Origin of the sequence: Synoicihabitans lomoniglobus (assembly GCF_029023725.1) — a bacterium.
GTDB lineage: Bacteria > Verrucomicrobiota > Verrucomicrobiia > Opitutales > Opitutaceae > Actomonas > Actomonas lomonigloba.
In genome coordinates, this window is the sequence record NZ_CP119075.1 from 2270612 (window position 1) to 2285116 (window position 14505).

Annotated in this window: 9 protein-coding genes; 8 read left to right on the forward strand and 1 reads right to left on the reverse strand. The window is 61.0% G+C overall.

What is annotated here, in order from left to right; genetic code table 11:
* Positions 1 to 388: 388 nt before the first annotated feature.
* The 8 genes from PXH66_RS08950 to PXH66_RS08985 all read left to right on the forward strand — a co-directional run bounded on the left by PXH66_RS08950 (position 389) and on the right by PXH66_RS08985 (position 13394).
* Positions 389 to 1420, forward strand: coding sequence for a LacI family DNA-binding transcriptional regulator (locus PXH66_RS08950; RefSeq protein WP_330929692.1), 1032 nt, complete (start codon positions 389 to 391; stop codon positions 1418 to 1420).
* A gap of 188 nt (positions 1421 to 1608) precedes the next feature.
* Positions 1609 to 4947, forward strand: coding sequence for a TonB-dependent receptor plug domain-containing protein (locus tag PXH66_RS08955; protein ID WP_330932327.1), 3339 nt, complete (start codon positions 1609 to 1611; stop codon positions 4945 to 4947).
* Between the two features lie 86 nt (positions 4948 to 5033).
* Positions 5034 to 5564: a hypothetical protein gene (locus PXH66_RS08960; RefSeq protein ID WP_330929694.1), complete on the forward strand. Its 531-nt coding sequence runs from the start codon at positions 5034 to 5036 to the stop codon at positions 5562 to 5564.
* 13 nt (positions 5565 to 5577) lie between these two features.
* On the forward strand, positions 5578 to 7242 hold the full coding sequence (locus tag PXH66_RS08965; RefSeq protein WP_330929695.1) for a GxGYxYP domain-containing protein: 1665 nt from the start codon (positions 5578 to 5580) through the stop codon (positions 7240 to 7242).
* A gap of 229 nt (positions 7243 to 7471) precedes the next feature.
* Positions 7472 to 9571, forward strand: coding sequence for a heparinase II/III domain-containing protein (locus PXH66_RS08970; RefSeq protein WP_330929696.1), 2100 nt, complete (start codon positions 7472 to 7474; stop codon positions 9569 to 9571).
* A 6-nt stretch (positions 9572 to 9577) separates the two neighbouring features.
* A complete protein-coding gene (locus PXH66_RS08975) occupies positions 9578 to 11356 on the forward strand; it encodes a sodium:solute symporter family transporter (protein ID WP_330929697.1) in 1779 nt (592 codons plus the stop codon).
* A 29-nt stretch (positions 11357 to 11385) separates the two neighbouring features.
* Positions 11386 to 12156, forward strand: coding sequence for an isochorismatase family protein (locus tag PXH66_RS08980; protein ID WP_330929698.1), 771 nt, complete (start codon positions 11386 to 11388; stop codon positions 12154 to 12156).
* Positions 12153 to 13394, forward strand: coding sequence for a DegT/DnrJ/EryC1/StrS family aminotransferase (locus PXH66_RS08985; protein WP_330929699.1), 1242 nt, complete (start codon positions 12153 to 12155; stop codon positions 13392 to 13394). Before PXH66_RS08980 ends, PXH66_RS08985 begins: the two co-directional genes overlap by 4 nt.
* 9 nt (positions 13395 to 13403) lie before the next feature.
* Here PXH66_RS08985 and PXH66_RS08990 read toward each other — a convergent pair whose 3' ends face one another.
* Positions 13404 to 14408 carry an NAD(P)-dependent oxidoreductase gene (locus tag PXH66_RS08990; RefSeq protein WP_330929700.1) on the reverse strand — a complete coding sequence of 335 codons (1005 nt, stop codon included), beginning with the start codon at positions 14406 to 14408 and terminating at the stop codon, positions 13404 to 13406.
* Between the last annotated feature and the right edge of the window lie 97 nt (positions 14409 to 14505).

Below are 14505 nucleotides of genomic sequence, written 5' to 3' on the forward strand. Positions count from 1 at the left end.
TCTCATTTATAAGGCCTTATGAATTTTATCCCAGATCCACACTGCGTCCCCATTGGAGCACCCAGCCCATGCAATTTGCGAACTTTCATGGTTTTCGCGCACTCATCCCGCAAGCACAGTGGTCGCTGATTATTGGGCAAAAAAGCGATCGCCACGCCCACCGAAACAAACGTCGCGAATCAATCCCACCGGTCTGGTTTCACTCGTAAAACGTCCCGCGGAGACTGCTCGGACCGGCTGCGCCGCCGGATCACGACCGAGCGCTCCCGCGAGTTAGCCCCGTGTGACGCCCATTTTCAGGAATTGTTCAAAACGTAGCCTGAAAACTACTTGACTTTACGGCATATTTTTCATCTTTTTTAAATGAAATTTCATTTCACACCCCACGATGCTTCTCACTGATATTGCCAAGCAGGCCTCCGTTTCGCCCTCCACTGTTTCCCGGGCGATCAACCAACCCGATATCGTAGCCCCGGAAAGTTTGGCGCGGATTCGAGCGGTCATGAAAAAGCATGACTACACGCCCGCCCCGGTCAGTCGGCGGCGTGGACCGAAAACCAAAAAGCCGTCCATCCTCAATCTCGGCGTGTGGTTTGTCGGCGCCAAAGCGGACAACCCCAGCCTCAATTGGTTTCAGGAGCGCATGTCGGCCATCCAAGAGGTGAATCCGGTGAGTCGGGTGGACTTGAACATGTTGTTCTCCAACTCGCCCGCCGAACTGCCGCGCGCCCTGGCTGACAGCAAACTCGACGGCGTGATCATTCAAGGCATGGCTCCCTCCCCCGAGGTCATGGCCAAGCTCGCCCACATTCCCTGCGTCTGGTTCATGACCCGCCGTTCGGACGACTTTCCCGGCGACTACGTTGAACCGAACAACGAAGAAAACGGTCGCATGGCCGCCGATTATCTCGCGCAGCGCGGGCACAAGACCGTCGCCGTGCTTACGACCGATCCCAGCTACAGCGCCAACGTTCGCCGGGTGCGCGCCTTTTTGGAACGCGCCCAGGAGCTCGGCCTCAAAGCCACCAGCGTCCTCGGCGAAGATGAGCCCGGGGTCAGCTACTTGGAGATCGCGCCTTTGAACAGCGAAACCGAATCGCTCGTGAATCGCTTGGTCGCCCTCAAACCCCGACCCACCGGACTTTATCTGCCGGTCGATCACGTGGCGGGGGCATTTTTCCGTGCCCTGCGTAGTGCCGGCCTTCAGCCCCGCAAGGATTTCGATGCCATCCTGGGGAATTTGAACCCCGTGATTTACAACAATCTCGAGCATCACCCCGCCGCGATCGACATCAACCTTTCGACCTTGGTCCGCAAGGTCATCGATCACCTCGTCTGGCGCATCGAAAACCCCGACGCCACCGGCCGTATCGGCCTGTCCGTCTCCCCCACTCTCCGTCCCGCTTACGAGCAGGACTGACGAACCATTCGCCGACTATACGTCGTTTCTTCAACCCCCAACACTTTGCTATGACCCGGGTGCCTCGCCCGTCCGACTTAGCTTCCCCAAACCCAAACTAAAACACCAAGACAATGAATAGAAACTGCACTAAGCCATGGCGACTCCTGCCATGCCTAGCGATCTCCGCCGGAGGTCTGTTTGCGCAGGTGGCTTCCCAGGAAGATATCGACGACGAAAACGTCGTCGTTCTCTCCCCGTTTGAAGTCACCGGCGACTCCGACGTCGGTTATCAATCCACCTCGACGCTCGCCGGCACCCGCCTGCGCACCGAGATGCGTGATATCGGCTCCTCGATCTCCATCGTGAACGAAGAATTCCTTCGCGATACCGGATCCAACAATCTCGAAGATGTGCTCATCTTCACCCCGAACACCGAAATCGGTGGTCTCGGCGGTAACCACTCCGGCTCCCAAGGTGCCAACCCGATTCCTGAGCAACAACGCGATGACCCCAGTGGTGGTCTGACCCGCGTGCGTGGTCTCGCCAGCGCTGACCTCACCCGCGACTACTTCATCACCAACATCCCGTTTGATACCTTCAATACCGACCGTATTGAGGTGCAACGTGGCGCCAACTCGGCCCTCTACGGTCTCGGCAGCCCCGGTGGTATCGTCAACGCTTCGACCATCAAGGCCGACTTCCTCGGCAACCGTGGTCGCGTGCGTTTCGAGACCGACCAATACGGCACGGCTCGCTACTCGCTGCGTCACAATCAAATGATTGGTGATCATCTCGCGGTTCGCGTTGCGGCGCTTTCCGAAGACAAAGGCTACGAGCAGAAGCAGGCGTTCCTCAAAGACAACCGCTTGTTTGTCGCTGCGACCGTCAAACTCCCCTTCGGCCTGACCGCTCGCGGCAGCGCGGAGATCGGCGATCGCCACTCCTCGAATCCTGACTACGTCCCACCGAATGACGGTATCACGCCTTGGATCAACCTGGGCAAGCCCATCGCCGGCGATCCCGCCGAAGGTGCGGCCATCTTCCGTGGCACCGGCGACTTCTTCCCCGGCATCGCTAACTCCAACGTAATTCACCTCTCCTCCGGTGGCGGTGCGTCCGTGGGACTTTACCGATTCTATCAGGATCCCTCCAACCCAGATCCAACGTTTGGTGGCCACAACTACCTCGTATCCACGATCGACAAGGATCTCCCTCCTTCCGATCAACGGGGTTCCTACTTCCCGATCACGAGTGGTAACTGGGGTCAGTGGATGCGGATCAAGGCCTGGGACGAGACCAACATCATTCGTCGCACGGGCGGCTATCGTTCCGACGGCACGCGGGTTCCTGAAGGATCCGCCGCTTTCTGGAGCAATGGTTTTGTTTCCAGCCAGATCACCGATCGCAGCATCTTTGATTACCGCGAGAATCTCTTCTCCGGCGGCACCGCTCAACAGCGCGCCGATTGGGAAAACTACACCGCCAGCATCGAAGGCAACTACCTCGATAACCGCGTTGGTTTCGAATTCTCCTACAATGAGCAGACCTTCGAAAGCATGGGTAACAACTCCCTCCAAGGTGTCCAGCAGCGCACGATCTACATCGATCCCAATGCCTACATGCTGGCCTCGAAGGATGGATCCGCCCAAGGAGAATTGATTCCCAATCCTACGTTCGGCCGTCCGATCATGGGTGGTGGATCGGGTGGCAATCGCATCTACAATGATCGCGACGCCACGCGCCTCCAAGGTTATGCGGAACTCCGCTTCGACGACTTCATGGACGATGACAGCTGGGTGACCAAAGCCCTGGGTAAATTCACCCTGACCGGCTTGCTCGACTCGAGCACCCACTACAATCAGACCCTGTATTCGGCCCGGGCCGACCCGGTCGATACGTATGACCTCGACACTAACCTGCCTGGTCACCACTCGGCGACGCAACGCAGCGGTCAAGAGTTCGCTCTGCCCGTGGGCAATGACATGAACTTCCTGAACATCAACTCCATCAGCGATCTCGCCGGAGCCAATATCGGAGGAGTTCCCTTTGGCCGCCAACGCACCAACATGAGCAACACGCCCATCGCGGCGAACTTCACCGGTTGGAATCCCACCACCGGCAAATTCGTGAACTTCGACACGGTTGTGAACACGATCTTCCAGCCCAACAGCTGGCCGGCCGCGTCTCACGCGAACAAGGACATCAACACCGTTGATTCCGAAGTGTTCATCGGTCAGCACTCGATCTGGGACAACACCGTCGTCCTGACCGGCACCTGGCGTAGCGACAAGGCTGCCGGAACCGGTATCGGCGTGGCCAATGCCCGCACGGACATTAAGGACACGCTCGACCCCGACTACCTCGCCGGTCCTCAAGGTCCGCATGCCATCACGGCTGACGACGAGACGACCTCGTATTCGATCATGGTGCACACGCCTCCGTTCCTCCGCGATCGCATGCCGTTCGAGCTCTCCGTCTACAAGAGTGCCGCGGACAACTTCCGCCCCACCGGTGGTAATGTCACCATCTTCAACGATACCGTCGGCGCCACCGCCGGTGTGACCGAAGAATATGGCTTCATTGTCGAAGCTCTCGACGGCAAATTGTCCGCCCGGTTCAACTGGTTTGAATCCGCCGTGGTCAACAACCGCTACGAGGATGGCGCCATTAACGCGTCCGAAGGTATCCTGCTCGGTCTGGCTCACGAACTCAACAATCCCGCCAACGTCGCGCAAGGCTTCACGGCTGCCCAAGTGCAAGCCGTTCTGCCTCCCGCCGGCGTGATCGCGGTCAATGGTTTCCAGGTCGACTGGAACAACGCTGATGCAGCGACCACCCAGCGCAATTCTTCCGACACCGGCACGCAGGACTTCACTGCCAAAGGTATGGAAGTCGAGATCGCCTACAACCCGATCCCCGAGTGGACGATCCTCTTCACGGCGGGTCAGCAGGAAACGATTGCCGATAACACCTACCCGGAGATGCAGCGTTATGTTGACGAGTTCGTTCTCGCGAACTGGGTCAACAGCAGCTTCGCGCAAAACTACTTCATCGATGCAGGTGCCACCCAAACGCTCGCCGATCGCGCGCAGACCAGCATTGTCGAAGCCGTCCAACGCGCCGCGCTCCAAGACGGTAGCCCCGCCAAAGAGCAGGCCGAATGGCGTTTCGCCCTCAACACCAGCTACAACTTCGGTCGCGCCGAAGACGGTATCCTGAAGTGGTTCGGCGATCTCACCGTTGGTGGTGGCCTCCGCTGGCAGGACGAAACCGGCATCGGCTTCGAAGTGGGCGTCAACGAGCTGGGTGATTACGCCTTGGACATCAACAAGCCGTTCTACGCTCCTTCGACCACCCATATCGATGTGTTCGCCCGGATGTCCTACAAGTTGAAGAACGAACGTTCCTTCGACTTCCAGTTGAACGTCAAGGATCTCACGAACCACGACGGCCTGATTCCGTTCGTGGCCAACCCGGACGGTAGCCTCCTCTACCGCATCCAGGAAGGTCGTTTGATCTCCGCGTCCGCTACGCTGAACTTCTAAACCAATAGGTTTCGAACTTAGTCTCTAGTTACAAAGCCGGCTTCCTCATCGGGAGCCGGCTTTTTTCTAACCTTCTCCCGTTCCCGATGTCCGTTTCCGCCCGCACGTTTCTTCTCGTCGCCCTCGCGACTCTCTCACTTTCCAGCCTCCGCGCCGCTGACCGTTCCGCCCTCGTGGGCACGTGGGCTTTCGATGCCGCGCGCAGCACCGACCTGAGCCCGTGGCGCTCCAGCCAGCTCACCATTTCCCGCATCGGAGACCAACTCACCATCGCCCGCGACCTGACTACGGGTCGCCGCAATCACCACGAATCCATGACCCTCGATCTCACGGCGGAATCCACCACCGTGGCCGTGCCGTGGTGGGCCGACAACCGTCACCTCGGTGCCTACACCGAACCCGATTCAACCAAAACCGTGCGCGCCAAATTCGTCGATGGCGACCGCGTCCTGCGACTCGAGACCGAGCTTACCCTGGAAACCCAGCAAGGCCCCCGGGATGTCAACATCCTCAGTCAGTATGAGGTGTCGCCCGACGGTCGCGTGCTGACCGTCTTCGACCTCCGCAGCACCCGTCCCCGGCCCGTCGTTCATGTTTTCCAACGCGTCACCGAATAATCCGCCTTGTCTCATGTCCTTCCGACGCCTCCGACTCCTGCCTCTCTTCGTTCTCGCCGCGTGCACCGCTCTCCGCGGTGCGCCGCCGACCATCGCGGTCGCCGATCACGCTCCGGCCTCCGCCACGTTGATTCCGGTATCCGATAATTGGCGACTGGACGGCGACCTGCCCGCCCACGCCACCTTACTCTCGCTGCAGGGTCTCGCCAACCGCTCCACGCCCCGGATCTATCTCGAATACCCGGCCGACTGGCAGTGGGAGATTGCCGGTCCCTTGATCGGCTACCTGGAACGCCGCCACGGTGTCGCCTGGGATCGTTTGGAGCCCGGTGACCTCGACGCCGCCTTGAGCCGTTTCAGCACCGCCGCCCGGGGCTGTGTGGTGTGGGACCAGGCGGTGCGTTCCTCCCTCATCGTCGCCTTCACCATCGCCGGCGTGGAAGACCTGCTCGTGGTCAACTCCGACCAACTCGATCTCGCCGCCCGTCATGGTCTGGAAGTCGTGGTCGATCTGCGCGACCAGTTCACAGGTCAAGATGACGCCGAAATCTACCAATGGGCCTACGATCGCTACTACGAACGCTGCTCCCGTGATTTCTACGTCGTGCTCGGCGGCGAATACGGCGCCGTGATGAAACCCGGCATCGCCGATTTCGGTGTGCAGCAACGCGCCTTCTTTTCCGACCTGTCCGCCAATCCCAAGCACCCGGCACAACTCGCGTTGCTCAACCGCGTGCTCGCCGGCCAAAACCCGGCCAGTATTGTGCTCGGCTGGCACTCCTACGGCAAGGACACCGAGGGCCAGCATACCACGCTCGTCGGCAACTACGGACTCAAAATGGAGGGCCTGCACAACCTGCCGAACGTTTCGTTCACGTCGCAAATTCCGCTCACGCCCGATTTCGAGTTCACCAACAATCACACCGTCGAGCCCGATGCCACGCTCGTCGCCGAAGACAAGGTCTACGTCGCTGCCATCGCCACCGATTCCATGGGCATCGGTGCCTGGACCAAACCCGGCCGCGGACGCATCCCCTACGGTTGGCAGGTGCTCATGAATTGGTCCTGGATGAGCCCGCCTGCGCTCCAGTTTTTCTACGAAGACAAGACGCCCAACGACTACTTCATCGCCGGCCTCAGTGGCCCCGGCTACATGTATCCCAAGTCCATTCCGGCCGACAAATTCCCCGCGCTCATGTCCGACGCCCGCGGACTCATGAAGACGCTCGATTTGCGCATCATGGAGATCATGGACTACTCCGAAGGCAACCGCCACGTCGGCAACACGGACCTGCCCAAGGAGCTCGTCGATCGCTACTATCACGAGTTTCCCGACGTGCTCGGGTTCATCAATGGCTATGGCACGGCACGCACCTTTGATCTGCGCGATGGGCGTCCGTTTCTCAGCTACGACTACTACCTCGGCGTCAATCGCCCGACCGAAGAAGCCGCCGCTGATCTCGAAGAACTCCTGCGGCTGAATCCGCAGCGTCCCTACTTCCTGCTCATGCACGTGCGCGAGCGCACCACCATCGAACAGGTCGCGACCATCTTGGAAAACCTGTCCGATGAGGTCGAAGTCGTGCCGCTCGACGCGTTCCTGAAACTCTCCGCCAGCAAGAAAACCTACCGCACCCATTTCCAGGAGCCGACCGATCCCATCGATCTTAACCCGTAGAGCGCGCTGCCACGCGCAAAGTCACAAGTGACAAGTAGTAAGTAAGAAGAATCTACCGTCGGGGCGTCGATCGACGACAACCCCGAGCCCTCCCCCCCTTATCTTTCTCGTTATTCTTTCTTCTTTCTCCTTCTCCCCGCCAACCGGAATACGGCCGCCAACCGCGCCACGAGGATAACGCGAAAGACGAAAGATAAAGAGGAAGAATAACGAAGCCCCCTTTTCCCTGATGCCTACCACCCGCCGATCCTTCCTGCGTTCCTCCGCCTTAGTTGCGTCTTTGCCGCTGTTGGGCACTTCCCGGGCCTCTGCGCAACTCCCTCCCGCCGATTCCGTCGTCAAGCCCAACCCGCAGGGTGGCCTGCTCTTCGACCGAGCTGATGTGCCCCACATTCGCGCCAACCTCGATCTGCCGCGCTTTGCCGATTTACGCCGGGAGCTCACGGAGGTCGATCTCGCCGACGACCGCCATTTTCTGGAACACGAGTTGCGTCTCACCAATCGCGTCATCGATCAGGCGCGGGCGCGCAAGATTCTCGAGCGTTCCGCTTTCGTTTACGCGATCTACGCCCAACAACCGCACTTGGATATCGCCCGCCTGGCCCTGCGCCGGTTGATGGACTACCCCACGTGGGACTATTTCATCGAGGGCGGCACCGACATCATCGGTTTCCAACGCGCCCCCGAAGCCACCATCGCCACCTGCTGCGCGCTCGATTGGCTGGGCGATGAACTCACCACCGAGGAGATTGCCGAAGCTGAGGACAACATCGCCACCAAGGGCGCCCCCGCCTGCTACCTTTCACTCTACGGTTTGAAGTATCCCGACCGCGTGCGCGGCTGGGGCTTTGACCGCGCACGGGACGACATCGCCATCGACATCGATTTCAGCCGCTGGCCCCTCATCCTCAACGCCACCAACCTGAAAATCATTCCCACTTGCGCGCTGGGTATGGCGGCCACTTGGCTGCACGGCCGCCATCCGGAAGCCAACAAATGGCTGGAGATGTCCCGCCAGAGCGCGAAGGCGTTTTCGGTCATGTATGGGAACGATGGATCCTACGACGAAGGCATCGGCTACTGGGGCTACACCACGCTGCATCTTGCCCTGCTCGCCGAAGTCCTGCACCGCCGCCTCGGCATCGACGATCGCGCGCTCATCAACTATCCCGGCACGTCTCGCTACGCCGCCGTCATGACGATGCCCACGCTGGGCGCGCCGGTGTCGAATCCCCATGAGACCAAGGCCTACACGGCCACCCCGAAGGGCACGATCGTGCCCGAAAACGACACGGTCAATTTTGGCGACTCCGGCGTCCACGGGGTCGATGCCACCGTGACACCCTGGATCGGCCGCGTGGCCGACGACCCCATTTCCAGTCACATTTCTCAACACCTCGGCGGCATGCGGCATTATCATGGAGCGATCTGGTATGATCGCGACGCCCCCACCGCCCCGCTCCCCGACGAGTGGTTCGATGTGCGCCTGAACAACGACTGGGTCATTTCCCGCACCGGCTGGACTGCGGCCGACACGGTGGTGGCCCTGCGTTCCGGCGGTCCTGCCAACCACGAACACGCGGATCGCAACAGCGTTATTTTCAAGGCCCACGGCGAACGGCTGTTTCACGATCCGTTCAAAGCGTCCTACATTCCCACGCACCCCCAATGGGTGCTGCGTCTCACCGAGGCCCACACGGCCGTGCTCATTGATGGACAGGGACACCAGTATCACGACGGCAGCGAAGGCACGAATTCCTCGTGGGCTTCCGCCAAGGTTCGCGCCTATGCCACGGGCCCCGGATGGATGACGGTCACCAGCGAGGCCGCACCGGCGTATCAACTCGTCAACGACACCGTGCAACGCGTCGAGCGCTCTGCCGTGCTGCTCAAACCCGATGTTTTGATTCTCCTCGATCGCGTCACCCTCGACGACGCCCACCCCGCTCCCGTGCAGGTTCGTTTCCAGGTCTACAACGAAGACGGACGCGGAGAGGCACAGGCGACCGCGACCGGATTCACCATCGTGCGCCCTCATGCCGCCCTCACGGCCTCCGTGCACGGTTTGCCGTCACTCTCCACCCGCGTGGACCGGCACGATTTGCCCGCCACTTCCGGCGTGTTTCCGTTTGCCGAAGTCGAGTCTGCGGCCGCCGCCCGGCACACGATTCTCACCGTGAGCGCCGCTCGCGCCACCCGCGGCCCTGCGCCCCTGACCGAAGTCACCGCCACGGCCACCGGGTGGACCGTCTCCGTGACTCAAGCCAGCACCACTCAACGCGTAGCCATCGACGCCACGCCCGATCTCCCTTCCATCATCGTCAGCTAAATTCGCGTGGATCTTCCCGACTTCAACACCGTCAACGCCTTCGATTACGCGCTCATCGCGCTCTACTTTGGCATCATTATTTTCGTCGGCTTCTACGCCGCGAAACGCAACAAGAACACCGACGACTACTTTGAGGGCGGCGGTCAGATTCCGTGGTTCCTGGCCGGCCTCTCCAACTGGGTCTCCGGCTTCTCCGCCTTCATGTTCGTGGCCGCCGCCGGTTTCACCTATAAATGGGGCATCGGCGCCGCGCTGATCTTTACTTCGGCCACGTGGGCCTACCTCGTCGGATTTCTCTATTTCGCCAAGATGTGGCGGCGTTGCCGTCTGTCGTCACCTTTGCAGTTTCTGACCCGTCGCTTCTCGCCCGGCACGACCTACTTCTACTCCCTCACGGCCGTCATCCCCGCCATCGTCGGCATCGGCCAGGGACTCTACATCCTGTGTATTTTTGTATCCACGGCGTTGGGACTGAACGATGTGAGCTTCACCGTCGGTCCGCTGACGCTGAGCGGCTTTCAAGCCCTCACCATTGTCACGGGCATTGTCATGGTGCTCTATACCGCCGTGGGCGGATTGTGGGCCGCCGTGCTCTCCGACGCCGTGCAGGGCATCATCATCGGCGTGATGACGCTGATCATTCTCCCGGTTTCGTATCTGCATCTCGGGGAAGGCGCTGGCATCATCGCCGGCGTGAAGCGGTTGCTCGCGGAAGTTCCCGAGGGCTACTTCTCGCTCCAGGGACCGGCGGCCAACCCGTGGTTCCTCATCGGCTACACCATCAACATGATGCTCGGCTACAATGTGGCGTGGCACTTGGTGCAGCGCTACAATAGCGTGCCCGACGAACGAGGTGCGCGGAAGATGGCGCTGCTCTGCTGCGGCCTGAGTTTGGTGGGCCCGCTGATGTGGATTCTGCCCGTCATGGCCGCCCGGGTGCTGTTCCCCGACATGGGCGCGATCTGGCCGCAGTTTGCCAATCCCGCCGAAGCGTCCTTCGTCAGCTTGGCGCTGCTGTTGTTGCCCCACGGCATGATTGGGTTCGTCGTTTCAGCGATCTTGTCCGCGACGCTGGGTCAGGCCAATGATGCGTTCAACTGGCTCGCTGCCACCATCACCCGCGATATCGTGGTGCCGTTGCGTCGTCGCTTCACCGGCAAAACGTTGGGCGAAAAAGCGCAGCTGCGCGTGGCCTGGCTGACCATGACGATCGTGGGGGTGCTGGGTGTCGTGGTCGCGTTCGTGATTCCGCGGTTCGGCGGCGCGTTTGAGTTTGCCCTCATCTATTTCTCACTCACGGCGTCATTCCAAATGCCCGTGGCGTTGGGCATGATATTCCGCCGCACCCCGTGGTGGTCCGCCATCGCCTCATCGTCCGCCGCCCTGGTGGTGGCCATCGTCCTCATGGTGATGGGCGTGTTTCCCGAGCACGATTTCGCACGTAACATGATCGTGGAGGCGGTGGTCGCTTCCGTCGTGTTCGCGGCCTCCGCCCGTTGGTTCCGCGCCGACGATCCCAAGCACGCCGGCCTGATCGAGCTCGAGCGCGATTTACAGACTCCGGTCATCGCCGATGAAAACACCTACGGCGGCGGAGCCATGCAGGTCTACGGCCTCATCGGCACGGTGTGCTTGATTCTCGGGGTGGTGCTCGCGCTGAGCACATTCCTCCCGTCAACGCCGGTCGCGCCGGCCCGCATCAACTTAATCGCCGGGGTGATTCTTCTGATCCTCGGGTTTGGTCTGCGGCGTCTGGCGCGCCGCGCCACTGCCGCCACTACTTGATTTCCGCCCCCCGGCATTGTCACAGATTCATGTCCGTTCGTTTTCGATGTCCCGTTTCATCCTACCATCAATTCGATGGTCCGCATGACTCCGCGTGGCATCGGCCCACGTTGGAGTTCTCCGCGGCGCACACCGCCGTCGTGGTCATGCACGCCTGGACGCCTCCCGCCCCGGGAACCTTGCCGGGTTGGGTGCACGCCGTGCCTTACCTCACCACCACCCGTCACATTTTGCGCGACGTGTTTCCGCCGCTGTTGACCACCGTGCGCGCGGCCGGCCTGGCGGTGTATCATGTGTCCGGATGCACCCCGCCCCCGGCAAAAGAGCCCGCCGTTCCCGATGAAACCTGGAACGCCTTGACCGCCTACCGCGCCCGCGAGGTCTTTCCCGGCGCGGCCAACCAAGCCGATGTTGCCATCGGTCTGGCGAACCGTTCCCTCGCGCCGGAAGCCGCCCCACGCGAGGGCGAACCCGTTGTGGAGGACGCCGATGCTCTGCACGCCGCGTGCCGCGAACGCGGCATCAATCATCTCATCTACATCGGCTTCGCGATCAATTGGTGCCTGTTGATGTCGCCCGCCGGCATGGTCGACATGCGTCGTCGGGGTTACCTCTGCTCCACCATTGCCGAGGCCACCACCGCCGTGGAAAGCCGCGAAAGTGCCGCGCACAACGACGAATACCGTCAGGCCCTGTGGCGCGTGGCGGTGGAATTTGGTTTCGTGTTCAAATTGAAAAATTTCACTGCGGCGCTCACGTCGCTCTCCTCCTCTCCCACTTTAACCCCACCTTCATCGTGAAGACTTCCCCCATTTACCGTCGTCCCCCGCCCGGACTGGGCTCCGCCGCCGTCGGCGCCGAAGAAGAAACTTTGGTTCTGGATGCGCTGCGTCGCGGCGAACTCTTTCGCTACTACGGCAACGATCCGGAACGACCACCACCGTTTGCCGCGCAATTGGAGAACGAGGCCAAAGCGTGGATCGGCACCGACTACGCCCTCGCCGTCTCCAGTGGCACCGCCGCGCTGGAAACCGCCTTGGCCGCCATCAGCATCGGACCGGGCGACGAGGTCATCGTGCCGGCATGGAGTTGGTTGTCCTGCGTCACCGCCGTGGTGCGTCTGGGCGCGCTGCCCGTGCTCGCCGAGATCGACGACAGCCTGTGCCTCAATCCCGCCGAAATCGATCGGCTTACCACGTCGCGCACCCGCGCCGTGTTGGTGGTGCATTTTCAGGGCGTCGCCGCCGACATGGACCCGATCATCAAGGCCGCCCATCGTCGGGGTTTGTTTGTGGTGGAGGACTGCGCCGAAGCGCCCGGCGTGTTTTACCGCGGGCGGGCCGTGGGCACGTGGAGCGACGTCGCAATCTACAGCTTTCAACACAACAAAGCCATGACCGCCGGCGAGGGGGGGCTGCTCGTGACCCGCGATTTGCGCACCTATGAGCGCGCCGTGCGCATGTCCGACCTGGGCCAATATCGTCCCTATCACGCGTCCGTGACTCCGCCACAGGAACCGGCGTTTTCCGGGGCTCAATTTCGCATGTCGGAACTCACCGCCGCCGTCGCACTCGCGCAACTGCGCAAGGTCGACGCCATCCGCGCCCACTGTCGGATGATCCAGGATCGAGTCCGTCAGGGCATAGGAGAATTGCCCGGCGTCACGTGGCGCACGATCCCCGATCCCCAGGGTGATTTCGGATTCGAAATCTACTTCTACCTCGACGATCCCAAGGTCGTGCCAGCGTTTCGCACCGCACTCGATGAACGCGAGGTGCATTGTCAGCAGCGCACGGGCACGTATCCCCAATACCGTCGCGAATATTTGCTCACCGGCCGGGCCCACCATCCGGCGGTATCACCGTTTCGTGACATCAAACCATGGCCTGCGGTCGGCTATCGGGCCGAGGATTTTCCGGTAACGGAGGACCTCACCCAACGATTCATCGCCCTGCCCATCGGATGGCGTTACACCACCGAAGACGCCGATCACATCGCGGAAAGCGTGCGCGCCGTGCATCGGGAACTGTTTACTTGAAGTCCCGCCCTAGGTGGCGGCGTCGTAGATTTCCGGCGTGACGACGGCCCTTAAGGGTTCGTCGTTCACGTAGGCGCGCAGATTGGCCAGCGCAAATTCGCCGGCGTCGACCATGCGATCATCCGTTGGACCCGCCCGGTGTGGGGTCAGCATCACGTTCGTCAGTCCCCGTAAGGGAGAATCGGCGGGCAGTGGCTCCTGATGAAATACATCGAGTGCGAACTGCACCTGTCCTTCGGCCGCCACCGTGAGCAATGCGTCTTCATTGATCACCGGACCTCGGCCCACGCTGACCAACACCTCGCCGACATCCAGGAGTCGCAGCTGTTCCAAACCGATGCTGTCCCGAGTCTCTGCCGTAAGCGGCGCGAGATTCACCACCACGGAATTAGCCGCGAAAAGGTCGTTCAAGTCCATCGCCCGCGCGACGCCGAATTCCCTCAAGACATCGTCAGGCATACCCGGCGCGTGCGTCATGATTTCGACGCCAAACGGCCGCAGGAGTTTGACCAGTTCCCGGGCAATAAACCCGAAGCCATAAATACCGACGTTGCGCCCGAACAGTGATCCGGCCGGCGGCGCATCTTCATCCCACCCTTTCTCCACGTGCATGCGCAGGGTCCAGTGCGCCGTGGCCCGCAGGGTGTTGAAAACATGCATCAACGCCGCTTCCGCGACGATCCGGGAAATGGAGTTGCCCCAGTTGGTCACCACCGCGCCTTGTTCCAAGTGATCCCGGCTTACCAACGTCTTCACCGAACCCGACACATAGAGCACATACTTCAATGCGGCCGGCAGTGGCTCGGGCAGCCGTGGCGTAGCCCAACCACAAACGAGCACTTCGGCTTCGGTTTCCGCCAATTTGGCCGCCAACACTTCCGCACTCACTTCCGGTTCCGTCCAGAGGTGAAACTGATCCGTCAGTTTCGCCATTTCGGCTTCAATGGCGGGAGTGAAAAATGCCGCCCGCTGTGCGGGTCGGAGATGAACAAGAATCGAACGAGGACGTGGCATGAGAGGGATCCTAAACTAGTCACAAAATACCCGAAAGGTCGTTGAGAAATTGAACCCCACTCGCCTTATCGTGGTGCGAACAAGGCATCGCGCCCAT

Coding starts and splice junctions, on each gene's coding strand:
- PXH66_RS08950 (WP_330929692.1), top strand. CDS start 389: ATGCTTCTCACTGATATTGCCAAGCAGGCCTCCGTTTCGCCCTCCACT.
- PXH66_RS08960 (WP_330929694.1), top strand. CDS start 5,034: ATGTCCGTTTCCGCCCGCACGTTTCTTCTCGTCGCCCTCGCGACTCTC.
- PXH66_RS08965 (WP_330929695.1), top strand. CDS start 5,578: ATGTCCTTCCGACGCCTCCGACTCCTGCCTCTCTTCGTTCTCGCCGCG.
- PXH66_RS08970 (WP_330929696.1), top strand. CDS start 7,472: ATGCCTACCACCCGCCGATCCTTCCTGCGTTCCTCCGCCTTAGTTGCG.
- PXH66_RS08980 (WP_330929698.1), top strand. CDS start 11,386: ATGTCCGTTCGTTTTCGATGTCCCGTTTCATCCTACCATCAATTCGAT.
- PXH66_RS08990 (WP_330929700.1), bottom strand. CDS start 14,408: ATGCCACGTCCTCGTTCGATTCTTGTTCATCTCCGACCCGCACAGCGG.